Here is a 23,054-nt window from a genome sequence, read left to right on the forward strand (position 1 = left end):
CTAGACAGCTCCACTCCACAACCGGAGGCCTTCGTCATCACGTCTATCTACGTCGTGTCGTCACACAACCTCAACCAACCTCCCTGGGCAGTACAGCTAGGACGCCTGGCGGATGGGCATATCGGACAGCCAGACGTCGGCCAGGTCGCTGAGGGGAACGTCGAGGGCCTGGCTGAGGCAGACCACGGTGCCGAAGGCCGGTGCGGGAAGGCGGCCCGCCTCGATCTTGCGCAGCGTCTCGGGGGAGATGCCGGCTGCCAGAGCCACCTCGACGAGGCTGCGGCCGGCCCGCGCGGCCCGGAGGGCGGCTCCGAGGCGCTGGCCCGCTGCGATCTGTTCGGCGGTGAGTGGTTGGCGAACCATTGCCGCAGGATATCCCTCCGGAGCATCCCCAACCTGGCGTGGTATAGAAATACCGCATCCGGAGAGGGAGGCTGTCGTGATCGAGCTGAAGTCCGCCGAGGAGATCGGCCGGATGGCGGTGACCGGGCAGTTCGTCGGCGAGCTGCTCGCCGAGCTGAGCGGTGTCGCCGCGGTCGGCGTCAACCTGATGGACCTCGAACACCACGCCCGCCGCCGCATCGCCGAACGCGGCGCCGAATCCTGCTACTGGGACTACGCCCCTTCGTTCGGCCGCGGCCCGTTCCGCAACGTGCTGTGCCTGTCGGTCAACGACGCGGTGCTGCACGGCCTGCCGCACGACTATGTTCTGCGGGACGGTGACCTGCTCAGCATCGACATGGCGGTCGGCATCGACGGCTGGGTCGCCGACTCCGCGCTCTCCGTCATCGTCGGCACCCCCGACCCGGCCGACCTGAAGCTGATCGAGGCCACCGAGGTCGCACTGGAGGCCGGCATCACCGCCGCCCAGCCCGGCGGCCGCCTCGGCGACATCTCCGCCGCGATCGGCGAGGTCGCCCACTCCTACGGCTACGGCGTCAACGCCGAGTTCGGCGGCCACGGCATCGGCCGCACCATGCACGAGGCCCCGCACGTCTCCAACAACGGCCGCGCCGGCCGCGGCATGAAACTCGACCCCGGCCTCACCATCGCCATCGAGCCCTGGTTCTGCCGCTCCACCGACAAAATCACGTTCGACAAAGACGGCTGGACGATTCGCTCCGCCGACGGCTCCCGCACCGCCCACTCCGAACACACAGTCGCCATCACGGCCTCCGGCCCCCAGGTCCTGACCCGCCGCCCCACTCGCGACGCCACCTCGGCCCATCCCACCAAAAAGTCCGCCACCGCCTCCTGACCCACTGCCCGGTCCCGGCAGGTCAGCACCGGCCCGCGGCGTCCGCGACTCATCGGATGGGCAGGGAGTCCGCGATTTTGCCGGGGCCCTGAATGGACGGCCGGCGCCGCCAAGATATGAAGCCCGTCTTTCGGCGGATGTTCCGGGCAGTGCGGTTTGGCAGTATTGCCGCATGACGACAATCGGCCGCGACGTCCGGCGACGGTATTCAACCCTGACCGTACCGGCCTGCGGGATTGTCCTTGGAGTGGTGGACCTGCTGCTACAGCGCAGTCTGCCGTACCCGTGGGCGAACCTCGCCAACTCCAGCGCCGTCTGGGCACTCGGCGCGTTCGGCATCGGGTGGTGGCTTCGTGCCGGCTGGCGGCGGTCGGCCCTCGCCGGGATCGTGCTGCTCGTCGTCGCCGTGCAGGCCTACTATCTTGCAGCGGTCGTCGTGATGAACGACAACATGCAGACCCTGTGGTCCTCGACGGCGATGATCTGGTCGTTCTTCGGCGTCCTCGCCGGCGCACTCTTCGGAGCGGCCGGCGGACTCAGTCACGACCGGCAACCGTGGCTACGGGTGATCGCCGTGGCCATGCCCGGCGCGGTACTGCTGGCCGAGGCGGCCACGCTCGTCAACCGCAGCGACAACCCTGGCGGCGGACCGCACTACCGGACCGACAGCCTGCAGACCGCCGCGATCGAAGCGACCCTGGGCGTCGTCCTGATCCTGTTCATCGCGCAGACCCACCGGGTACGTCTTCAGACGCTCGCCGCGGCGACGGTGCTCGCGGCCGTGGGCTTCGCCGGATTCACCATCGCAGGCTTCGGCAGTTGAGCCACCGTACAGACGCGACCGCCCGTGGGGCTCGCCGTACGTTGGATCAGAATCCAGGGCCCAGGCAGAGTCGCGGCTCGTCCGCTGCGTCGGGTGGGTCGAGCCGTCCCGCGTCGGCCCTCCGACAGTTCATGGCCGCCCTGCGCAACGCCGCCATCGGCGCGCTCAGTTGACGGCGGCGCCGAACCACCGTGGCAGCTGGCTGAGCAGATCCTGCTGATCGTCACCGACCCACGCGACGTGGCCGTCCGGCCGCAGCAGCACGGCGGGCACGTCCAGTTCGTCGCTGACGTCGACGACGTGGTCGACCCGATCTGCCCAGCCCGCCACCGAGAGCCGGCCGGTCTGGTCGAGCAGCAGTCCGCGCCCGTGGTGCATCAGTTCGTAGAGGCGCCCCCGCTTCAGCCTCACGTCCCGCATCCGCCGGCCGAGCAGTTCGTGGCCCTCACCGAAGTCGTAGCGGACCCCGATCGCGGTGATCTTCTCGACCAGGTACCGCCTCACGTCCTCGAAGTCCATCAGTTCCGCGACCAGCCGACGCACTGCCTGGGCCCCCGGCTCGGTGGACATCAGCTCCATCTGCGCACGGGTGTTGTCCAGCACGTCGGCGGCGACCGGGCGCCGTTCGATGTGGTAGCTGTCCAGCAGCCCCTCCGGCGCCCAGCCGTTGACCTCGGCGGCCAGTTTCCAACCGAGGTTGAACGCGTCCTGGATGCCGAGGTTGAGGCCCTGCCCGCCGGTCGGCGGGTGGATGTGCGCCGCGTCGCCGGCCAGCAGCACGCGGCCGACCCGGTAGTGCTCGGCGAGCCGGGTGGCGTTGCCGAAGCGGGACAGCCAGCGCGGCGAGTGCACGCCGAAGTCGGTGCCGGCGAACACCCGCAGCTGCTGCTTGAACTCCTCGAGGGTCGGCGGGACCGAACGGTCCCCGGCCACCCCCTCGGCGGGCACGACGACGCGGTACACCCCGTCCCCGAGTGGCCCGAGCCCGAACCGCTTCTGGGTCTTGCGGACTTCGGCCACCACGGTGGCCACCGTCTCCGGCGGCACGGCCACCTCCATCTCACCCAGCAGCGTGTCGACGCTGGACGGCTCACCGGGAAAGCCGACGCCGAGCAGGTTGCGCACCGTGCTGCGACCACCGTCGCAGCCGACCAGGTAGCGCGAGCGCAACTGCGTGCCGTCGGCCAGCTCCGCGGTCACCCCCAGGTCGTCCTGGCTCAGCCCCGCCAGCTCGCAGCCGCGCCGGATCTCGGCACCGACCTCGGTCGCGTGCTCGGCCAGCAGACGATCGATGGTGGTCTGCGGGATGCCGAGGACGTAGCCATGTGCGGTGTCCAGCCGGTCGGGCGAAGGCTTTTCGATGCCGGCGAAGAAACCGCCGACCGGGTACTGCCGGCCGAGCGCGAGGAACCGGTCCAGCAGACCGCGCTGGTCCATCACCTCGATGCTGCGCACGTGCAGGCCGAGCGCGCGGACATACGCGGCCGGTTCCGCCTCCTTCTCCAGCACGACCACGGGCACGCCGTGCAGCCGCAACTCGCTGGCCAGCATCAAGCCGGTCGGCCCGCCGCCGGCAACGATGACGTCAATCATGGAATCCCCATTCAACAACGGTGCATTTTCGGTCGGCTGCGAAGAACACGTACTCGCGAAATCCCTGGCATCCGCAGCTTCTGGCTTCGCGGAGATTCTGCGGCGCGACCCGGGTCTTGCCGCAAGGCCCCCAGTGCGCTATATGTTGAGAGTGGCAAGGAGTGAATAACCCTCCTTGCCTTTACTTTTGAAATGCCGGGCCGCTCACGGTCGGACTTCGCCGCGGTGATCTGCTCGGGCCGGACTGGCCCGACATCGACTTCGACGCCGGCAGCTGACCGTTCGGCAAAGCGGTGCAGCGCGCGGACGGGCGGCTCCCACTCGCCGAGCCGAAGACGGCCGGGTCGCGCCGTACTGTCCCGGTCCCGTCGGCCCAGCCTGCTACGAGTACCAAAATGGTCTAGGTGGTGCGTTTTTCATCCCTTATGGAGGCACTTGAGCGCCGACCGCTCGTCGCACAGGCGCTCATTGCGCAGGCCAGGCGGTCAGCCATCCTCGGGCGTCAAGGCCTGCTCTGGTCGGATGCCCTGGGCGCTCTCGACCACACAAACTCCTTCTTGCTTTCCCGCCCACTGTCGGTAACATCTTCATGTTTTGGCCTGCAGCGGGGAGGAAGATCCACATGCGATGGAAGACGCCGGCCGGCGTGCTAATGGCGCTGGCCTTTCTGATTCCGGCGGCACCGGCGGTGGCTCAAACCGAATCGCCCGGGCTGAACGAGGCCTGCCAAACGGTCGAGCGCAAGGTGTACAAGGATATCCGCGAGCTTGTCACCATCGACCTGGATACCGCCACCGATGTAGAGGTGCGGGTGTTGGCCAACCAGATTTTGGCCGCAGCAAAAGCCGACTCGTTGCCCGTTTTGCCCGACGCAATACAGGAGCGGCTGGACGGCACCGCGGATGATCTGCGCGCATTCCTCAAGGCGGGCGTGCAGAACGCCTGGTCACTGGCTCTGCGGGTCACGGTGGTCCGGACGTTGACGGGCGCTGGTGCCAACGTGAAGGCGGCCGCGCAAAAGGTGCTCGACGACCCAGGCATTGATGTCTACCTGGATTACCTGAACAACGGACTGTACGCCGCACGTGCGCTTGACTGCGCGTCTCAGCCCACACCGACACCGAGCGCCACGCCCAGTGCGACGCCCAGTGCCACGCCCAGCGCCACGACGACCGTTGCACCGACCCCTGCTCCCTCCTCCAGCCTTGGGTCCCCCGGCGGCGAGGGCGGTGGGCTGCCCGTGACCGGTGCCGACACCGCGACCGTGGCCGGCATCGGCGGTGCGCTTCTGCTCCTCGGCGGCGCTGGCTACCTGATCGGACGCCGACGCCGTTCCCCCTTCGTGGCATAGCTCGCTCGACGCGCCCGGCTCGATGCTTCGTCGGGCTGGACGCGTTTCAGCGCTGTGCTTGGCGAGGTTCAGCGCCGCCCAGAGGCGCGCTGCCAGTTCCGGAAGCAAGTTGCAGAGGCGGATCCGCCGACGGTGCCGTTGACGGCGACCACCGTGCCGGCCATCGGCGCCTTCAAGGTGGTACCGGCGACGGCGTCCTCGGCCTCGTCGACGTCGAGTTCGGCCCGGTCCACCTGCGCCTCGGCCTCGGAGGTGTCGCCGTCGGCGTCCTGCGCCCGGTCGAGCGCGGCCGACCGACTGCGAACGCCCGGACAGCGGCAGATCCGGATACGCGATCGAGGCCCGCAATGTAGCCAGGACGGCATCTATCGTGCGTGCATGTCGATTGCCGACCGAGATCTGGCCATCCAAGCCGCGGAAGCCGGCGCAGCGATCGTGCGCTCGCACTACGGGTCATCGCTGACACGCTTCGAGAAGTCTGCCGGAGACTTCGCCACGACGGCCGACATTGAAGCAGAGCGGGCCATCCTCGACGTCTTGCACGCTGTCCGGCCGGACGACCTCGTGGTGGGAGAGGAAAGCGGACGTACGGGGACCGGCGGGAACGGGCGCATGTGGCTAGTCGACCCGTTGTGCGGGACGCTGAACTACGCCGTACACAACATGCTGGTCTCGGTCAACGTAGCTCTGCGAATTGGAACGCAGGTCGGCGTGGCGGCCTCGGCGGACCCGTTCACCGATGAGGTGTTCTGGACCGACGGTGCTGGGGCACACGTGCGTCACGGCGGCGCGGACGAGCGACTTGCCCCGTCGGCCGCGTCGAGGCTGGTGGACGTCAATCTCGATCCACCGTTCCCCAATGAGCGCGTCTTCCGGGCCGCGCGGTTACTTGCCGATCAAGGGTTCATCCAGCAGTTCCGCCCACGCGTCGTCTCCACCACCCTGGCGGTGGGCTTGGGTCGCTGCCGGCCGACGAGCCGCTTACGTAACCGATGGCCACCTGAGCGACAGTGTGCACTTCGCGGCCGGCATCGCCCTCTGCCAGGCAGCCGGCTGTGTGGTGACCGGGATCGACGGCCAACCTCTTCACACCGGCGCGGGCGGTCTCGTCGTGGCGGCCGACGAGCAAACACACGCAGCCCTGTTGACCCTGGTAGGAAACCAGCGTGCATGAGCCCGATGACGAACAAAACTGACTTCAAGACAACCGTCGACGCCTACCAGGCACAACGGGGCCGGTTCCGGGTTGTGGACGTGCCCGACATGCAATATCTCATGATCGACGGCCACGGCGACCCCAACACCTCGCCCGCCTTCACCGAGGCGGTCGAAGCGCTCTATCCGGTGGCGTACAAACTGAAGTTCGCGAGCAAGCGAGACCTCGGGCGCGACTATGTCGTCCCGCCTCTGGAAGGCCTGTGGTGGGCCGAGGACATGGCCTCCTTCACAGCGGCACGGGACAAATCGCGGTGGAACTGGACGCTGATGCTCATGGTCCCGGACTGGATCAACCAGGCCATGTTCATCACCGCTGTCGAGCAAGCCCGGGCGAAGAACCAGCCGGCGCGTCTGGATGACATCCGTCTGGAGAAGCTGTCCGAGGGGCGGTGCGTGCAGACGCTGCACGTCGGTCCCTTCGACGACGAAGCAGACGTGCTGTCGCAACTGCATCACGAGGTCATCCCCGACCAAGGGTTTCGCATGGTCGGCACTCACCACGAGATCTATCTCAGCGACTTCCGCAGGGTCGCACCCGAGAAGCAGCGCACCATCCTCCGACAGCCGGTCACCACCGAGGCCGCACCCGGTGCGTAGGAGCACCCATGCATGGCCGACCGGGAATCTCGTTCCGACCCCCGCCACGTCTTCGGGACAGACCACGTCGGCGCAGAGCTCGGCGATATCGGGTGCGCGATCATCCGCAGATCCCGACGCCGCCGGCGGTCCCGCTCAGTGGCGGTAGCGCGGGTCTGCAGAGGCCATGTCCCGCGCACTGTTCGGGCAGTGAGGGCACCGTGGCTGCCAGCGTGGCGTGGATGACGTGGGGTCGGACACCTGCGGCGTCTCTCAGTGGTACTGCCGGTAGTCTTATCGGTCATCGTCGATCGAAAGTGGTATGTTGTGCTTAGTGCCCGCGACGTGGGGCTGGCTTACGGCAAGACGGTCGCACTGGCGGGAGCCAGTGTCACCGTCGCCGAAGGATCGGTTGTCGCCCTCATCGGGGCCAGTGGCTCCGGGAAGTCCTCGCTGCTGTACTGCCTGGCCGGCTTGCTGACCCCGGACACCGGCGAGATCCGTTTCGACGGGGTCCTCCTCAACGGTCTGTCGGAGGACGATCGGTCCGACCTCCGACGTAAGGATTTCGGCTTCGTCTTCCAGTTCGCCGAGCTGGTACCCGAACTGACGCTGCGGCAGAACATCGCGCTTCCGCTGGAACTCAACCGCTGGCGCCGTTCCGCTCGCAAGCAGCGTGTCGACGAACTGTTGGAGCAACTGGACATCCACCAGCAGGCCGATCGGCGACCCGTGCAGGTGTCCGGTGGGCAGGCGCAGCGAGCTGCCGTGGCCCGCGCCATCGCGCACCGGCCGCGGATGCTCTTCGCTGATGAGCCGACCGGCGCGTTGGACTCGGTCAACGGTGCGATCGTGCTGGAGTCGCTGCTCCAGTTGGCCAAGGTGAACCGAACGTCAGTCGTACTCGTCACGCACGACAGGGCGATCGCCCGTCGAGCGGACGAGGTCGTCGAGATGCGGGACGGACGCATGGTCGGTTCCGAATGACGTTGAGACTCGCCTTTCGCCTCGTCCGCGGCGGCGGTGTCGCGGGCTTCCTGCGCCTGGCTCTCGTCGTCTTCGGCATCGCGATCGGAATGACGGCCGGCACCCTCGTGGCCGTCATGCCCGGCGTCCTCCACGGTCGGGCGGAGGTCATGAACGCCCGCATGCCGAGCCCTCCCGTTGAGAACGGACACGCCAACTTCGCGTTCTCCACCTCCACGGACGTCTGGGACGGTCAACGGTTAGGGCGTACCTTCCTCGCCGATGTGCGGTCGTCCACCGTGACTGCGCCGGGCGTCACCCGCCTTCCGAACGCTGGCGAGGTCGTCGTCTCTCCGGCGCTGGCGGCGCGACTGCCGCACGAGCCGGACCTCGCCGTCCTCGTGCCCGGTCGCGTCGTCGGCACGGTTCAGCCGGCCGGCCTGCTCAGCCCAGACGAACTGTTCGCCTACGTCGGCGTGGAGCGCGACCGGATGGCGGACGCGCACAACGGTGCCTCCTTCGGCAGTCGCGACAGCCTCGCGCTGGAGAAACAACAGGCCGGGCTGACCCAGAGCCTCGCGTTGCTGGTGTTGCCGCCTGTGGTCATCTACCTGGTCGTCTGTGGCCGGCTGGCGGCGGCGACCCGGCTTCGCCGCTACGCCGCCCTCCGGCTGCTCGGCATGCGGCGCGGGCTGGTTTTACGCACCGCATTCCTGGAGTCGTCCGTCGCCGGTCTGATCGGCGGTTTTATCGGCATCGTGCTGTTTCGGCTGGCCCATCCGGCGCTGGCGTCCAGTGGCCTGCTCGGCTTCTCGTGGTATCCGGACAAGTCCGGCTTCACTCCGGTCTCCATCGGCTTCCTGACCGTCTTCGTGGGTATCGCCTCGGGCTTCGTCGGCGCGGCGGGTCTCCGGCGTAGCCTGGACCGGCCCATTGACGCGCGCAAGGACACCTCCGAGGTCCGCCCGCGCCCGTGGCTCCTGCTGCCACTCGTCTTCGGCCTCGGCAGCACGACGTACCTGCTCCTCGCCGTGCGGCGGCCGGCCGGCGCCGGCGTCCACTACGCGATGCCGGGCACGATGACGTGGGTGGCGATCGGCTCCGTCGTCATCACTGTCCTCGGCGTGCTCGTCAGCCTCAAGCCGATCCTCGCCGCCGTGGCCCAGATGATGGCTCGTCCGTCGTTCCCGCTGCCGGTACGGATGGCGGGTGCGCGACTGGCGCTGCAGACCGGTGTGACGCTTCGCCTGCTCGTGGGGTTGGCGCTGCTGGTCCTCGTGGCCGGGGTCAGCGCCGGCGTACTGCGTGACCTCGAGCTGAGATCCAGCCCGAGTGGCACGAACTACAGCGTCGACATCGAGGGCTCCAGTGCGCCGAATCCGGTCGTACGGCAGGAGGTCTTTGAGCTACCGGCCCGGTTCCGGTGGACCGTGCAGAGCAGCGTGCTGCCCGAGCCCGGCGCGGTTCAGACAACCGACGTGGTAGAGCAGGCCAAGGTATCGGGCTACCGGTTGGTGAGTATGAGTTGTTCCGGGCTGCGTAAGCTGTTCCGGCAGGCGTACCCGGACTGCCGGGACGGCCGCTGGTACCGCATGGCGTCGCGGTCGATCGCGAACACCGCGTACGAGGTCCCGGCCGGCGCCGCATTCAACTACGACCGTGGCGACGGAACGCAGCAGTCGGTCACCGTTCCGGCCGAGCGCCTCGTCGTACCCGACGATTCGCCGTTCCCGGTGCAGGCGTACGGCGGGCTGTTCTACGCGCACGAGGGACCGGCGTGGGCATGGACCACGGACTCGTACTCGAGTTTTCTGATCGATCCCGACCCGGCGGAGCTCTCGCGGTTCAAGGTGCGGGTCGCTGCCTTGTCCCCGGCCACCCAGGTTCGTGTGTGGGGGGAAGATCTCGACCTTCTCGAGTTGGCGCGGAACCAACGCGGCGTCATCGGGTTCGGTGTCCTCATCGGATTTCTGGTGGCGATCCTGGCATTCGGCATCGCGACGGTCGACAACGCCGTCGAGCGACGGCGCGACGTCGCCGTCCTGCTCGTGGTCGGGATGCGCAAGAGGCTGATCCGGCTCACGCAGATCATGCAGCTTCTCGCCGCACTCGTCGTCGTTCTGCTGGTCGCCGCGGCCGCGGGTTATCTGGCCGGAAACGTCGCCCTTCGCCTGAACGACGTCAACCGTCCCTGGTATGCCGGGACGCTCGACGCCATGATGCCGCTCGCCGGTGCCTCCGTGATCGTGGCTGTCTGTGCCGGAAGCTTCGTTGCGGTGCGCAGGTTGCGCTCCGAGGACCTGAAGAGAGAGTGATCCGATGGCACCAATCAACACGGTCGACAAATCTGCCACGCGTCGCTACGTGACCATCGCCGTGGTGAGCCTGGTTCTGTTGCTCGCCGGCTCAGTGCTGCTTGCCCTGCGTTATGACCTCTATCCGGTCCAGACCACGGTCATGGACCCCGCCGTCGGACGCGGTCAACAGGTCCTGGTGGCGTCACAGACGAACGGCGCGCAGCTTCGTACGGGCGACGTGGTTGTGGTGGCGAGCGACGGTTGGGCCGACGAACCCGCAGGCATGGACTACATCCTGCGCGTCGGGGCTGTCGCCGGGGACACCATCCTGTGCTGTACGGACGCGGGCAAGGTGACGGTCGACGGTGCCGTGAAGGAGCCGCCCACCATCACCGGTGACGCACCCGGCGCGCCGGCGTTCAACGTCAAGGTTCCGGATGGGCGGGTGTTCCTGCTCGGTGACAGGCGGGACATCGCGCGGGACTCGCGGGCGCACCTTGGGCTGGACGGGGGGACCGTACCCCTGTCGGCAGTCAAGGGACGGGTTGTCGCCAAGCTCGCGCCGCCCGGCTCGGTGTCAGGGCTCGACTCCGGCACCGGCGTCTCGGTCAACCCGCTCGACCCCGACGGCACCTACCTGTACGCGGCCGTACTGGTCCTGCTGGGTCTGATCGGCCTGGTCTATGCACTCGTCCGGGCGCTCAAGGCGCGTCCGCGGCGACCCGGCGAGTCGGCCGTACCCGTGGCCACGGGCTGACCCGCTGCCGCTCCTCGACCCGGTGCACGGCCTCGGCAGTCAAAGCAGATGGCTCCTTCCCTGCGTTTCTGCAGGTAAGGGGCCATCTGCGGGTGGAGCCGCCTGTCGGAGATCGTTCGCTGCGCGCGCAACTCGACGGCACGGGTTGCCGTATACGCCGGAGGCATATACTCGGTGTATACACCGGGTGTATGGTGCTCGGCATGAGCGTTTCTTTGACCCTCCTCGGGCTGCTTGACCGTGAACCCAGCCACGGCTACGACCTCAAGCGGGCGTATGACACCTACTTCGGGCGGGGCAAGCCGCTGCCCTTCGGGCAGGTGTATTCGACGCTGAGCCGGCTCACTCGCGACGGCAAGGTGGTGATGAGCGAGGTGGGCCGCGGTGTTGGGCCCGACCGCAAGCAGTACGTCATCACCGAGCTCGGTGCGACCGAGGTCGACCAGTGGCTGACCCAGCCGGTCGAGCCGGAGCCGCATCTGCAGAGCCTGCTGTTCACTAAGGTCGCGCTCGCGCTGATGCTCGAGCGGCCCGCCGAGGACTACCTCGACACCCAGCGTCGCGCCCACTTGCAGCGGATGCGTGAACTGACGGAGATCAAGCGGACCGGCGGGCTCGTCGACGTCATGCTCGCCGACCACGGCATCTATCACCTGGAGGCCGATCTGCGCTGGATCGATGCGACCAGCGCCCGGCTCGACGCTCTGCGCAGGGTGGTGCGGCCGTGACGACCGCGCTGGAGGCACGGGACGTGGTGTTCTCGTTCAAGACGACGCCCGCGCTTCGGCAGGCGAGCATCGCCGTTGAGGCGGGCGAGATTCTCGCCATCATGGGGCCCAGCGGCTCGGGCAAGTCGACGTTGTTGCACTGTCTGGCCGGGATTCTCGTCCCCGACTCGGGTGAGGTCTGGTTCGACGGCACCAGGGTGGACACCCTGACCGAGGAGAAGCGCAGCGCCCTGCGGCGGGAGAAGTTCGGTTTCGTGTTCCAGTTCGGGCAGTTGGTGCCGGAGCTCACCGTGGTCGAGAATGTCGCGTTGCCGCTGCTGCTCGGCGGTGTGAGGCGGGCCGAAGCGCTTCGGCGGGCGGGCGGCTGGTTCCCGCGGCTCGGCCTGGAGGGCATGGAACAGCGCCGGTCCGGTGAGCTGTCCGGCGGGCAGGCGCAGCGGGTCGCGCTGGCGCGTGGGCTGGTGGCCGGGCCGCGCGTGCTGTTCGCCGACGAGCCGACCGGTGCGCTCGACTCGCTGACCGGCGAGCAGGTGATGGACCTTCTCGTGAGCAGCGCCCGCGAGCAGGGCACCTCGGTCGTCCTGGTCACCCACGAGCCCCGGGTGGCCGCGTACGCCGATCGCGAGGTCATGGTGCGCGACGGCAAGGTCATCGCGGCCGACCGGATCGCGTCGTGATCCGCTTCGGGTTCCGGCTCGCCTTCTCCGGCGGACGGGAGGCGATCACCCGGCTGATCGTCATCGCGCTCGCCGTCGCCGTGGGCGCAGGCCTGTTGCTGGTCACGCTGGCCGGCGTCAACGCGGTCAACGCGCAGCTCACCCGGTACGCCTCGCTTTACCCGACACAATCGACGACCGATGTCGCAGAACCCCTGCTGTGGTCAACGCGCGAGGACTTCTTCGACGGCCGGCAGATCACGCGGGTGGACGTCGCGGCCACCGGCCCGGGGTCACCGACACCGGTCGGCATCCCGACGACGCCGGGGCCCGGTCAGTTCTACACCTCACCCGCATTCGCCAAGGTGCTGGCCGCGGCACCGCCCGAGCAACTCGGCGACCGTTATCCCGGAAAGAACCTCGGCGCTATCGGCGCCGAGGCGTTGCCGTCACCGGATTCGCTGCTCGTCATCGTCGGCGGCGTCCCCGATGAGGTGGCCGAACTGCCGCAGGCGCGGCGGCTGGCGACCACCGGCGACGAAGCCCCTGCACTGCCCGAGGCTGTTGTGCACCTGATCCTCGGTGTCATCGCCGCCGGCCTGCTGTTCCCCGTACTCATCTTCATCGGCACCGCCACCCGGCTCGGCGCCGCACGTCGGGAGCAGCGCTTCGCCGCGCTGCGCATGGTCGGCGCCACCCCGAGGCAGATCTCGGTGATCGCCGCGACCGAGGCGGCCGTGGCCGCGGTCGCCGGAGCGGCACTGGGCTTGGCGCTGTTCTACGCGTTCCGCGGTCAGCTCGCGAGCATCCCGTTCACCGGCATGCCGTTCTTCCCCGGCGACATGTTCCTGCGCGTGCCCGACATTCTGGTCGTCGCGATCGGCGTTCCAGCCGGAGCTGCGCTCGCGGCCTGGATCTCGCTGTCCCGGGTACGCATCTCGCCGCTCGGCGTCACGCGGCGGGTCACACCGGGCCCGCCCCGGGCGTACCGTCTGATCCCGCTTGTTCTCGGGGTCGGCGTGCTGACCTTCGCGATCGGCCATCGCCCGGAGACGTCGGGTGGTCAGACCGCGATCTTCCTGCCGGGGATCCTGCTCATCATGGCGGGCCTGGTGCTGGCCGGGCCTTGGCTCACCATGGCCGGCGCCCGTCTGATGGCACGTCGCGCACGGCACCCGGCCACGCTGATCGCCGCGCGCCGCCTGGCCGACAACCCGAAGGCCGGCTTCCGCGCGATCAGCGGCATCATGCTGGCCCTCTTCGTGACGAGCGTGGCGGTCGGCGTCATCACCACGATCGTCGCTCAACGTGGCCCGGCCAAGCTCGGCACGATCGACGCGGCCACCCTGTCCACAGCTCTGTCCGAGGATGCGCCCTCGGTGCCCGACAGCCTGCTGGGCGAGCTCCGTGCGATCCCCGGCGTGCGAACCGTCACGGCTATCCACGCGAACCCGGTCGACGGCGGCGAGGCCGGTGTCATCGGGTGCGGCGACATCCCTGCGGTGTATGGCCGTTGCGCCGCCGGGGCCGACGCGGCGATCGTGGCGAGGAACTTCATACCCTGGCGCGAATCGGTGTCCCCGACACGCGTCTGGCCCGTCGCGCCGCTGACCAGGGCGGAGGTGGCCAGGCTGCCGATCGCGTCCATTGTGGTCGGCACGGACGGCTCGACCGCGGCGCGTGAGCGGACACGCACGGTGCTTGCGATCGCCTATCCGAACTTCTGGGTCGCCGCGAACGCGCCCGGAGAGTTGGAGTCGACCTTCACCGATCAGCTGCGCGGCTGGGAGCAACTGGCCAACCTCATCATCATCGCCAGCCTCGCCCTCGCTGGATGCAGTCTCGCGGTGAGTGTGGCCGGCGGCCTGACCGAGCGGAAACGCCCGTTCAGCCTGCTCCGCCTCAGCGGCGCACCGGTTCGCCTCCTCCGCCGGGTGGTGGCGCTGGAGAGCGTGGTCCCCATGCTGACGATCGCGGTGGTGGCGATCGGAATGGGCTTGCTGGCGGCTCAGCTCTTCCTGCAGGCACAGATGGAGTACACGCTGACCCCGCCCGGGCCGTTGTACTACCTCATCGTGGTGGTCGGTCTGGCCGTCTGCCTGGGCATCACCGCTTCCACTCTGCCTCTGTTGGAACGCATTACCGGTCCGGAAACCGCCCGCAGCGAATAGAGGCGGATGGTGATCAGGTGCGCGCCCGGCAGGATTCGAACCTGCGGCCTTGGGATTAGAAGTCCCCTGCTCTATCCGCTGAGCTACGGGCGCGTGTGCGACAAGAGGGTACCGCCGACTCCCGCCGGTTCACCGCAACGGGGGACGACGGCTTTGCCGCGGCCGGTCGTCCGGCCGTCAGCTCGCCTCCGCCGCGCCCACCGCGGTCGCCGATCCGGCGGGCGGCGGGGAGACCGGCGCGGACTCCGTGGCCGGCCCGGGCCCGGCGGATGCGGTGACGTCGAGGTAGCCGCCGATCCAGCGGTCCAGCTCCGTGAAGACCCGTTCGCGTACGGCGGGGCCGGAAAGCGTCAGGTCGTGCTTGCCGCCGTCGAACCGGGCAACGGTGACGTGCTGCCCGAGCCGGGGCGCCCAGCGGACGATGTGCTCGACGTCGAGGACGGCGTCGGCGACGGTGGCGTCGTCGTGCCACTTGGCGCTCCGGTAGGTGCGGGTCGAGCACGCGACCAGCACCGGGGCGGGGATCTGGAGGCCGGAGCGGAGCTGTCGCTGGGCGCGCGCGATCGCCGCGAGCCACCCGGACCGCACCCCGAACCCGCCGAGCGGCTTCCAGGTCAGGTCGTACGTCCACTCGCCGCGGTGCTCGGCGTGGATGCTCTGGCCGTACACCGAATTGAGGCCCAGCGGCAGGACCCGGTAGGGCTTCCGGCGGTGCAGCCGGGTGACGGCGGCGACGAGCGGCCGGCGTACGAACCAGGGCGCGTTGAGGTCGAAAAACGGGCTGTTCATGAACAGCCCGTCGACGATGCCGGCGTCGCGGCGGGCGTGCGCCCAGAGCGCGGTGATCAGGCCACCGGTCGAGTGGGCGTTGACCAGCATCGTCGTGTTGCCGTCGCGCTCCCGGATGATCTGCGCGGCCGCGTCGAGCTCCGGGAAGTACTCGCTGAGGTCGAGGCAGAAGTTCGGCGTCTGGTGTGGGAGCAGGCTGCGGCCGTATTTGCGCAGGTCAAGCGCGTAAAAGTCCCAGCCGCGTTCGACGAAGTGGTCGGCCAGGTGGGTCTGGAAGAAATAGTCGCAGTAGCCGTGCACGTAGAGCACGGCCCGGCCGGTGGGCCGCTCGGCCCGGCGGCGGACCAGGGTGGCGACGACAGGGCCCTCGTCGTCGCGGCCCAGGTCGATCGTCTCGCGCTCGTAGGGCGCTCCGAGGATGTCCGGTTCCACGTCCTCGACGGTACGCCGAACTGGTTACCCGTGGGTAGATGCCGCGCGGTTGCGCCGGGGGGCGCGCGGCGGACGGCGGCGGCGCAGAATCGGCGCATGGATATCGAGCGCGCCCGCGAATTCGTACGCCACCACCACCGCGCCGTGCTGGCCACCCGGCACGGGGACGGCCGCCTGCAGATGTCGCCGGTGACCGTCGGCCTGGACGACGAGGGGCGGGTGATCGTGAGTACGCGGGAGACCGCCGCGAAGACGCGCAACGTGCTGCGGGACCCGCGCGTGACGATCTGTGTCACGACCGACCGGTTCTTCGGCGACTGGGTGCAGATCGAGGGGGAGGCGGAGATCGTGCACCTGCCGGAGGCGATGGAGCTGCTCGTCGACTACTACCGGCGGATCTCCGGGGAGCACCCGGACTGGGACGACTACCGCGCGGCGATGGAGCGCGACCGTCGCGTGGTCATGCGCATCGCGATCACGCGCGCCGGCCCCGACGTGCACGGCTGACGCCGTAGCACGTTTTCGCTTGATCAGGTGTTTTTCCACAGGGCGCCCCGCCGTCCACAGCGTGCGTGGTCGGCGGTCGCGCGGGGCGGGTCGCCCGGCCAGGCTGGGTCGCGAGTCGACTCGGACCGATGCCCCTGACGCTGTGGAGACAGACGATGTTCGACACCAACGTAACAATTGTCGGGAACGTGCTCACCGCCCCGGAATGGCGGCGCACCAGCCAGACCAACACCCTGGTCGCCAACTTCAAGGTCGCGTCCACGTCGCGCCGCCTGGACCGGGAGAACGGGCGGTGGGTGGACGGCAACAGCCTGCGCGTGCGCGTGAACTGTTGGCGGAAGCTCGCCGAGGGCGTGGCGTCGTCGGTGATGGTCGGCGACCCGGTCGTGGTGGTTGGCCGCCTCTACACGCGGGACTGGATCGACGGCGAGGGTAACCAGCGCACGCTGTACGAGCTGGAGGCCGTCGCCGTCGGCCATGACCTGTCGCGCGGGCGGGGCAGGTTCGTCCGCAACCGCCCCGCGATGGCCACCAGTGCGGTCGAGGACGCCGAGGCCGAGACGCGGGTGCACGGCGAGGTCACCGCGGCGGTGCCGGACGAGGAGGCGCCGGCGCGCGCCGACGAGCACCTCTTCGACGACGACGGCGACCCGGACTTCGCCGTGCCGTCCGCCGGCCCGTCCGTCGCTCCGTTGGTCGGGTACGACCCGCTGGCGGAGCTGCGCGGCGGTGGCGGCTTCGACGACGGTGGCGCCGAGGTGTTGGCGCAGGCCGAACCGGTGCCGGATCAGCCGGCCGAGAAGCTGCCGGAACAGCCGGCCGAGGAGACGGAGACCGCCGGGGACCCGCCCGCGCTGCCGGGCGGGCCCGAGACGCCCGCGGATCCGGGCGAACTCGACCCGCCCGCGGAGGAGCCCGACGGCGCTGCCGGCGGGCGCGGGCGGCGGGGACGGGCGCGGACGCCCGTGCCGGCCTGAACGGTCTAGGCCCGCCGGCAGGGCAGACCCGGGACCCGCACGTGCCGACCGTCGGAGGCGGGGCGGTGGTGGCTAGGCTGCGGCACGGAGGTGATCAGCTGTGCGGGCGGACGGGCAGCGACGCGGCGTGCGACTGAGCTCCGGGGTGGCCACGGCCGCCGGGCTGGTCGCCGGGTACGCGCTCGACGCGGCGCTCGGTGACCCCCGGCGGTTCCACCCGGTCGCCGGCTTCGGGCGGGCCGCCGGCGCGCTGGAACGACGCCTGTACCACCCTGGTCACGGCGCGGGCGCCGCGTTCACGGCGATCGCCGTCGGGACGCCGGTGCTCGCCGCCGCGGCCGCGACCGCGGCCACCCGGCGCCGTCCGCTGGCCCGCGCGGCGCTCGTCGCCGCCGGGACCTGGACGGTGCTCGGTGGGCGCACGCTGCGCACCGAGGCGAAGGTGATGGCCAAAGCGCTGAAGCGCGGCGACGTGCCGGCGGCGCGGGCCCGGCTCAACCACCTCTGTGGCCGCGACCCGTCGACGCTCGACGAGCCCGAGCTGGCGCGCGCCACGGTCGAGTCGGTCGCCGAGAACACCTCCGACGCGGTCGTCGCGCCGCTGTTCTGGGGCGCCGTCGCCGGGCTGCCCGGGCTGGTCGGCTACCGGGCCGCCAACACCCTCGACGCGATGGTCGGGCACCGGTCGCGGCGGTACGCCCGGTTCGGCACGCCCGCGGCCCGGCTGGACGACCTGCTCAACCTGGTGCCGTCCCGGCTGACCGGGCTGCTCGCCGTCGCCGCCGCGCCGGTCGTGCACGGCGAGCGCGCGGAGACCTGGCGGGTGTGGCGGCGCGACCGGAACGACCACCCGAGCCCGAACGCGGGGCAGTGCGAGTCGGCGTTCGCCGGCGCGCTGCGGGTCCGGCTCGGCGGTCGCAACATCTACTTCGGACGGTCCGAGACCCGCCCCTTCCTCGGCGACGGCCCGCGCCCCACCGCCCGCCACATCACGCGCGCCGCCAGGCTCTCCGCCACCGTCGGTCTCGCCGCCCTCGCCATCTCCGCCCTCATCGCCGCCACCCCCCGCCCGACACCCGTGCGGCTCTTCCGAAGGGGCGCGCGGTGAGTGGGGGGTTGTTGGTCGCCGGGACGACCTCGGATGCGGGCAAGAGCGTGCTCACCGCGGGGATCTGCCGGTGGCTGCACCGGCGCGGGGTGAAGGTGGCGCCGTTCAAGGCGCAGAACATGTCCAACAACTCGGCGGTGGTGCTCGACGCGGGCGGCCGGGCCGGCGAGATCGGACGGGCCCAGGCGATGCAGGCCGCCGCCTGCGGGCTCACCCCCGAGGTGCGCTTCAACCCCGTACTCCTCAAGCCCGGCAGCGACCACTCCAGCCAGGTGGTCGTCCTCGGCGAGGCCGTGACCACCGTCAGCGCGGCCAATTACCGCTCGCTGCGGTCCCGGCTCGCCGACACCGTCTTCGGCGCCCTCGCCGAGCTGCGCGCCGAGTACGACGTGGTGGTCTGCGAGGGCGCCGGCAGCCCCGCCGAGATCAACCTGCGCCCCGGCGACTTCGTCAACATGGGGCTGGCCCGCGCCGCCCACCTGCCCACGATCGTGGTCGGCGACATCGACCGCGGCGGGGTGTTCGCCGCGCTCTTCGGCACGGTGGCGCTGCTGTCGCCCGAGGACCAGGCGCTGATCGCCGGCTTCGTCATCAACAAGTTCCGCGGCGACCTCGGACTGCTCCGCCCCGGCCTGGACATGCTGGCGTCCGCCACCGGACGTCCGACGTACGGGGTGCTGCCGTGGCACCGCGACCTGTGGCTGGACGCGGAGGACTCGCTCGCCTACGGGCAGGTGCTCGGGCGGCCCGCGTCGCCGCGCGGCACCGAGTGGCTGCGGGTGGCGGCCGTCCGGCTGCCCCGGATCTCCAACGCCACCGACGTCGAGGCGCTCGCCACCGAGCCCGGCGTGCAGGTGCGGCTGACCGTCGAGCCGGCCGAGATCGCCGGCGCCGACCTGGTGGTGCTGCCCGGCAGCAAGTCCACCGTGGCCGACCTCGCCTGGCTGCGCGAGACCGGCCTCGCCGACGCGGTGCTGGCGCACGCCGCCGCCGGCAAGCCGCTGCTCGGCGTCTGCGGCGGCTTCCAGATGCTCTCCCGGGTGATCCACGACGAGGTGGAGAGCGGGCGCGGCAGCGTCCCCGGACTGGGGCTGCTCCCCATCGAGATCACGTTCGCGGCGCGGAAGACCCTGGCGCGTCCCGCCGGCACGGCGTTCGGGTCGGTCCCGGTTGCGGGCTACGAGATCCACCACGGGTACGTGTCGCGGGGCGAGGCGGCGCCGTTGCTGACCCACGCCGACGGGCGGGGTGAGGGCGCGGCCGCCGGCAACGTCTTCGGCACCCACTGGCACGGGGCGTTCGAGTGCGACGAGTTCCGGCGCCGGTTCCTCGCCGAGTCGGCGCGGCTGGCCGGCCGGCACGGGTTCACGGTCGCCCCGGACACCTCGTTCGCGGCCGCCCGGGAGCGTGGCCTCGACCTGCTCGGCGATCTGGTCGAGGAGCACCTCGACACCGATGCCCTCTGGCGGCTCATCGAGGCCGGTCCGACGCCGGGCCTGCCGTTCATTCCGCCCGGCGCCCCCGGGTGACCGTCGAGCGGTACGCCGACCTGGCTCGGCAGGTGCTGGCCCGGCCACCGCGGCTCGGGCGTACCCGCCTGGTGGCGGTCGACGGGCCGAGCGGCGCCGGCAAGACCGTCTTCGCCACCCGTCTCGTGGCGGCGCTGGACGGCGCGCCGGTGGTGCACAGCGATGACCTGCTCGCCGGCTGGGACGACCAGTTCACGTTCTGGTCACGCCTGGCGGAGTGGGTGCTCGGGCCGCTGCGCGCCGGGGGGCTCGCCCGCTATCGGCGCTACGACTGGCACCGGCGCGAGTTCGGTCCGCAGTGGACGGAACTGCCGCCCGCGCCGGTGGTGCTCCTGGAGGGGGTGAGCGTGGCGCGTGCCGAGATCCGACCGGAGCTGACCCTCGCCGTCCTGGTGACCGCGCCGTCCGGACTGCGGCTGGCCCGGGCGCTCGCCCGCGACGGCGTGACGATCCGGCCGTACCTCGAGAACTGGCGGCGCGGCGAGGACCTGCACTTCCGCGCGGACGCCACCGCCGAGCACGCCGATCTGCTCGTCGACGGCGCGCCGGAGACGCCGCACGATCCGGCCGTGGAATACGTGCGCATCGATCCGGCATGGACGTCGCGCGGAGGCTGCGGCAGGATCGGCGGGTAACCGCAGCGCGAGTCCGGGGAGTGCGCGATGGCCAGAGACGACGACGGTCCGGCGCCCACTCGGCGCCGGGTCGCGCTGACCGGAATCAGCTCCCGCGCGTGGGAGCATCCGGCCGACCGCGGGGCGTTGACCGCGTTGCGGGAGCTGCGCGGTTTCGACGACGTGGTCAGGGCGTTCTTCGGGATGTGGAACGAGCGCGGCTTCCGGCTCTCCTATCTCGCCGCCGCGATCCGCGTCGACCACCGGCAGTACCCGCGCGTGCACCAACGCTTCGTCGAGGCCGCCACCGCGCTGGACGTCCCCGAGCTGCCCGAGCTGTACGTCACCCAGTCGCCCTGGCTCGACGCCGAGTCGATCGGCCTGGAGCGGCCGTTCATCGTGCTGAGCACCGCCTGCGTGCAGCAGCTCGACGACGACGAGCTGCGCGCGCTGCTCGGCCACGAGCTCGGGCACGTCCGCAGCGGCCATGCCGTCTACAAGACGATCCTGTCGATCCTGACGCGCTGGGCCGCCAACCTCAGCTGGCTGCCGGTCGGGGCCATGGCGCTGCGGGCCATCATGGCGGCGATGCTGGAGTGGTGGCGCAAGGCCGAACTCTCCGCCGACCGTGCCGGGCTGCTCGCCGGGCAGGACCCGGCGGCGTCGCTGCGGCTGCTGATGAAGCTGGCCGGCGGCGGCGACCTGAGCCAGATCGACACGGCGGCGTTCCTGGAGCAGGCCGCCGAGTACGACGGCGGCGGCGACCTCCGGGACAGCCTGCACAAGATCCGCATGACGGCGTGGAGCCGGTATCCCGTGCCCGTCGCCCGCGCCGCCGACCTGCGGCGGTGGATCGACGACGGCGGCTACGGCCGGGTGCTCGGCGGGGACTACCCGCGGCGCGATGACGACGGCGCGGCGTCGGCGTCGGAGGAGATCAAGGCGGCGGCGGATTCCTACCGGGAGTCGTTCGGCCGGTCGCAGGACCCGCTGGTCGGGCTGCTGCGCCGGCTCGGTGACGGCGCCACCGACCTGGGGGAGTGGGTGGGCGGCCACGCGGGGCGGGCGCGCGCCTGGATGGGCGCGGCGCAGGAGGCGGCCGCGCGCGCGGCCGGCGAGGCCGCCGCGCGCGCCCGGCGTACGGGGACCGGCGGCGGCGACGGGGCTGGCCGGGAGGGATCCGGCGACGGCGGTCGGTAAGGCCGGCTTACGATCGCGGTCATGACCGCACCCACCTTCACCGAGTCCGAGCTGCGCGCCGCCGTCGAGCGCGAGCTGCCCGGCGTCCGCGCCGATCTGGAGCGCCTGGTCCGGATTCCCGGCATCGCCTTCGACGGTTTCGATCACTCGCACGTGGAGCGTTCCGCCGAGGCCGTCGCCGAGCTGCTGCGCGGCTGCGGCCTCGACGTGCAGATCACGCGCTCCGGCGGGCAGCCCGCGGTGATCGGGCGCAGGGCGGCGCCGGACGGAGCGCCGACCGTGCTGCTCTACGCCCACCACGACGTTCAGCCGGTCGGCGACCTCACGCTCTGGTTGAGCGACCCGTTCGAGCCGGTGGAGCGGGACGGGCGGCTCTACGGGCGCGGCGCGGCCGACGACAAGGCCGGGGTGATGGCGCACATCGCCGCGCTGCGGGCGTTCGGCGACGCGCTGCCGGTCGGGGTGGTGCTGTTCATCGAGGGCGAGGAGGAGTTCGGCTCCGACTCCCTGGAGCGGCTGCTGGAGCAGCACCGCGACGAGATCGCGTCCGACGTCATCGTCATCGCCGACTCGGCGAACTGGGACGTGGGCGTCCCGGCGCTGACCACCTCGCTGCGCGGGCTCATCAACTGCTTCGTCGAGGTGCGCGTGCTGGACCACGCCGTGCACAGCGGCATGTTCGGCGGCCCCGTGCCCGACGCGCTGACCGCGCTCTCCCGGCTGCTCGCCACGCTGCACGACGACGCCGGCGACGTCGCGGTCGACGGGCTGTACGGCCGGACCGGGGCGACCGTCGACTACCCGGAACAGCGGCTGCGCGCCGAGGCGGGCCTGGCCGACGGCGTCTCCTTCATCGGCACCGGCCGGCTGACCGACCGGATCTGGACCAAGCCGGCGCTCGCCGTGCTCGGCATCGACGCGCCGCGCACCGCCGAGGCCCCGAACGCGCTGGTGCCCGCGGCCAAGGCGAAGCTGAGCCTGCGGCTGGCCCCCGGCGACGACCCCAAGCGGGCGTACGCGGCGCTGGTCGCGCACCTGGAGAAGCACGCCCCCTGGGGCGCCAAGGTCGAGGTGACCTTCGAGCACGACGGCTGGCCGTGCGTGATCGACGCGACCGGCCCGATGTACGACGCCGCGCGCGCCGCCTTCCGCGCCGCCTGGGACGGCGTGGACGCCGTGGACATGGGCGTCGGCGGCTCGATCCCGTTCATCGCCACCTTCCAGGAGATGTTCCCGCAGGCGGCGATCCTGGTCACCGGTGTGGAGGACCCGCACTCGCGGGCGCACGGGCCGAACGAGAGCCTGCACCTGGGGGAGTTCGCACGGGTGTGCCTGGCCGAGGCGCTGCTGCTCGCCAAGGTCGCCGAGGTCGGCAAGCCGGCGTCCTGACCCCCTCGATGAGGCAACAGCCCCGTCACCGGCGCGGAAGTCCCTGATCGACACGCCGGAAACATGGCGCGGACACGCCGGAAAGCTGCCGGGGCTGTCGGAGGTTTGCGATATG

21 protein-coding genes, 1 tRNA gene and 1 pseudogene are annotated in these 23,054 nt (G+C 70.7%); 18 read left to right on the plus strand and 5 right to left on the minus strand.

What is annotated here, in order from left to right; genetic code table 11:
* Positions 1-96: 96 nt before the first annotated feature.
* Entirely contained in the window at positions 97-363 is a 267-nt protein-coding gene (locus tag BLW47_RS22800) for a helix-turn-helix domain-containing protein (protein WP_091562056.1), read from the minus strand.
* A gap of 76 nt (positions 364-439) precedes the next feature.
* Here BLW47_RS22800 and map point away from each other — a divergent pair, with 76 nt between their 5' ends.
* Both map and BLW47_RS22810 read left to right on the plus strand, forming a co-directional pair.
* Entirely contained in the window at positions 440-1,258 is an 819-nt protein-coding gene (map, locus tag BLW47_RS22805) for a type I methionyl aminopeptidase (RefSeq protein WP_091562059.1), read from the plus strand.
* A 172-nt stretch (positions 1,259-1,430) separates the two neighbouring features.
* Positions 1,431-2,081, plus strand: coding sequence for a DUF6518 family protein (locus tag BLW47_RS22810; RefSeq protein WP_281247300.1), 651 nt, complete (start codon positions 1,431-1,433; stop codon positions 2,079-2,081).
* A 165-nt stretch (positions 2,082-2,246) separates the two neighbouring features.
* On the opposite strand, the gene rox is transcribed toward BLW47_RS22810, so the two are convergent.
* Positions 2,247-3,674: a rifampin monooxygenase gene (gene rox / locus BLW47_RS22815; protein ID WP_091562065.1), complete on the minus strand. Its 1,428-nt coding sequence runs from the start codon at positions 3,672-3,674 to the stop codon at positions 2,247-2,249.
* Between the two features lie 622 nt (positions 3,675-4,296).
* Between rox and BLW47_RS22820 the strand changes: the two genes are divergently transcribed.
* Complete coding sequence (locus tag BLW47_RS22820; protein ID WP_091562069.1) at positions 4,297-5,025, plus strand: LPXTG cell wall anchor domain-containing protein; 729 nt, start codon at positions 4,297-4,299, stop codon at positions 5,023-5,025.
* A 68-nt stretch (positions 5,026-5,093) separates the two neighbouring features.
* On the opposite strand, the gene BLW47_RS22825 is transcribed toward BLW47_RS22820, so the two are convergent.
* Positions 5,094-5,390 carry a hypothetical protein gene (locus BLW47_RS22825; protein WP_091562072.1) on the minus strand — a complete coding sequence of 99 codons (297 nt, stop codon included), beginning with the start codon at positions 5,388-5,390 and terminating at the stop codon, positions 5,094-5,096.
* A 13-nt stretch (positions 5,391-5,403) separates the two neighbouring features.
* Here BLW47_RS22825 and BLW47_RS22830 point away from each other — a divergent pair.
* The 8 genes and pseudogenes from BLW47_RS22830 (at position 5,404) to BLW47_RS22865 (ending at position 14,394) form a co-directional block, all read left to right on the plus strand.
* Positions 5,404-6,199, plus strand: a pseudogene (locus BLW47_RS22830) (inositol monophosphatase family protein).
* A gap of 5 nt (positions 6,200-6,204) precedes the next feature.
* On the plus strand, positions 6,205-6,840 hold the full coding sequence (locus BLW47_RS22835; protein ID WP_091562282.1) for a GyrI-like domain-containing protein: 636 nt from the start codon (positions 6,205-6,207) through the stop codon (positions 6,838-6,840).
* 324 nt (positions 6,841-7,164) lie between these two features.
* Positions 7,165-7,806 carry an ABC transporter ATP-binding protein gene (locus BLW47_RS22840; protein ID WP_245736972.1) on the plus strand — a complete coding sequence of 214 codons (642 nt, stop codon included), beginning with the start codon at positions 7,165-7,167 and terminating at the stop codon, positions 7,804-7,806.
* 89 nt (positions 7,807-7,895) lie between these two features.
* Entirely contained in the window at positions 7,896-10,100 is a 2,205-nt protein-coding gene (locus BLW47_RS22845) for an FtsX-like permease family protein (RefSeq protein ID WP_175543768.1), read from the plus strand.
* A gap of 49 nt (positions 10,101-10,149) precedes the next feature.
* Positions 10,150-10,839: a signal peptidase I gene (lepB, locus tag BLW47_RS22850; RefSeq protein WP_175543769.1), complete on the plus strand. Its 690-nt coding sequence runs from the start codon at positions 10,150-10,152 to the stop codon at positions 10,837-10,839.
* A 203-nt stretch (positions 10,840-11,042) separates the two neighbouring features.
* On the plus strand, positions 11,043-11,567 hold the full coding sequence (locus BLW47_RS22855) for a PadR family transcriptional regulator (protein WP_091562286.1): 525 nt from the start codon (positions 11,043-11,045) through the stop codon (positions 11,565-11,567).
* Entirely contained in the window at positions 11,564-12,244 is a 681-nt protein-coding gene (locus BLW47_RS22860; protein WP_091562083.1) for an ABC transporter ATP-binding protein, read from the plus strand. The genes BLW47_RS22855 and BLW47_RS22860 overlap by 4 nt, the downstream gene beginning before the upstream one ends.
* Positions 12,241-14,394 (plus strand): FtsX-like permease family protein, encoded by a 2,154-nt coding sequence (locus BLW47_RS22865; RefSeq protein ID WP_091562087.1) that lies wholly within the window; start codon positions 12,241-12,243, stop codon positions 14,392-14,394. The genes BLW47_RS22860 and BLW47_RS22865 overlap by 4 nt, the downstream gene beginning before the upstream one ends.
* A gap of 20 nt (positions 14,395-14,414) precedes the next feature.
* Here the strand turns inward: BLW47_RS22865 and BLW47_RS22870 are convergent.
* Positions 14,415-14,487 (minus strand) — tRNA-Arg (locus tag BLW47_RS22870).
* 84 nt (positions 14,488-14,571) lie between these two features.
* On the minus strand, positions 14,572-15,615 hold the full coding sequence (locus BLW47_RS22875; RefSeq protein WP_175543770.1) for an alpha/beta hydrolase: 1,044 nt from the start codon (positions 15,613-15,615) through the stop codon (positions 14,572-14,574).
* Positions 15,616-15,711: 96 nt separating this feature from the next.
* Here BLW47_RS22875 and BLW47_RS22880 point away from each other — a divergent pair, with 96 nt between their 5' ends.
* The 7 genes from BLW47_RS22880 to BLW47_RS22910 all read left to right on the plus strand — a co-directional run bounded on the left by BLW47_RS22880 (position 15,712) and on the right by BLW47_RS22910 (position 22,939).
* Complete coding sequence (locus tag BLW47_RS22880; RefSeq protein ID WP_091562092.1) at positions 15,712-16,122, plus strand: PPOX class F420-dependent oxidoreductase; 411 nt, start codon at positions 15,712-15,714, stop codon at positions 16,120-16,122.
* Positions 16,123-16,277: 155 nt separating this feature from the next.
* On the plus strand, positions 16,278-17,099 hold the full coding sequence (locus BLW47_RS22885; protein WP_091562095.1) for a single-stranded DNA-binding protein: 822 nt from the start codon (positions 16,278-16,280) through the stop codon (positions 17,097-17,099).
* Positions 17,100-17,226: 127 nt separating this feature from the next.
* On the plus strand, positions 17,227-18,207 hold the full coding sequence (locus BLW47_RS22890; RefSeq protein WP_091562293.1) for a cobalamin biosynthesis protein: 981 nt from the start codon (positions 17,227-17,229) through the stop codon (positions 18,205-18,207).
* Positions 18,204-19,736 carry a cobyric acid synthase gene (locus BLW47_RS22895; protein ID WP_091562099.1) on the plus strand — a complete coding sequence of 511 codons (1,533 nt, stop codon included), beginning with the start codon at positions 18,204-18,206 and terminating at the stop codon, positions 19,734-19,736. The genes BLW47_RS22890 and BLW47_RS22895 overlap by 4 nt, the downstream gene beginning before the upstream one ends.
* The gene (locus BLW47_RS22900) at positions 19,733-20,371 is read left to right on the plus strand and encodes a uridine kinase family protein (RefSeq protein ID WP_091562102.1); all 639 of its coding nucleotides are present in this window, start codon (positions 19,733-19,735) and stop codon (positions 20,369-20,371) included. Before BLW47_RS22895 ends, BLW47_RS22900 begins: the two co-directional genes overlap by 4 nt.
* Before the next feature lie 27 nt (positions 20,372-20,398).
* On the plus strand, positions 20,399-21,550 hold the full coding sequence (locus BLW47_RS22905) for a M48 family metallopeptidase (protein ID WP_091562106.1): 1,152 nt from the start codon (positions 20,399-20,401) through the stop codon (positions 21,548-21,550).
* Positions 21,551-21,571: 21 nt separating this feature from the next.
* On the plus strand, positions 21,572-22,939 hold the full coding sequence (locus tag BLW47_RS22910) for a dipeptidase (protein ID WP_091562109.1): 1,368 nt from the start codon (positions 21,572-21,574) through the stop codon (positions 22,937-22,939).
* Positions 22,940-23,054 lie beyond the last annotated feature (115 nt).

Origin of the sequence: Micromonospora pattaloongensis, assembly GCF_900107255.1 — a bacterium.
Taxonomy (GTDB): domain Bacteria; phylum Actinomycetota; class Actinomycetes; order Mycobacteriales; family Micromonosporaceae; genus Micromonospora_I; species Micromonospora_I pattaloongensis.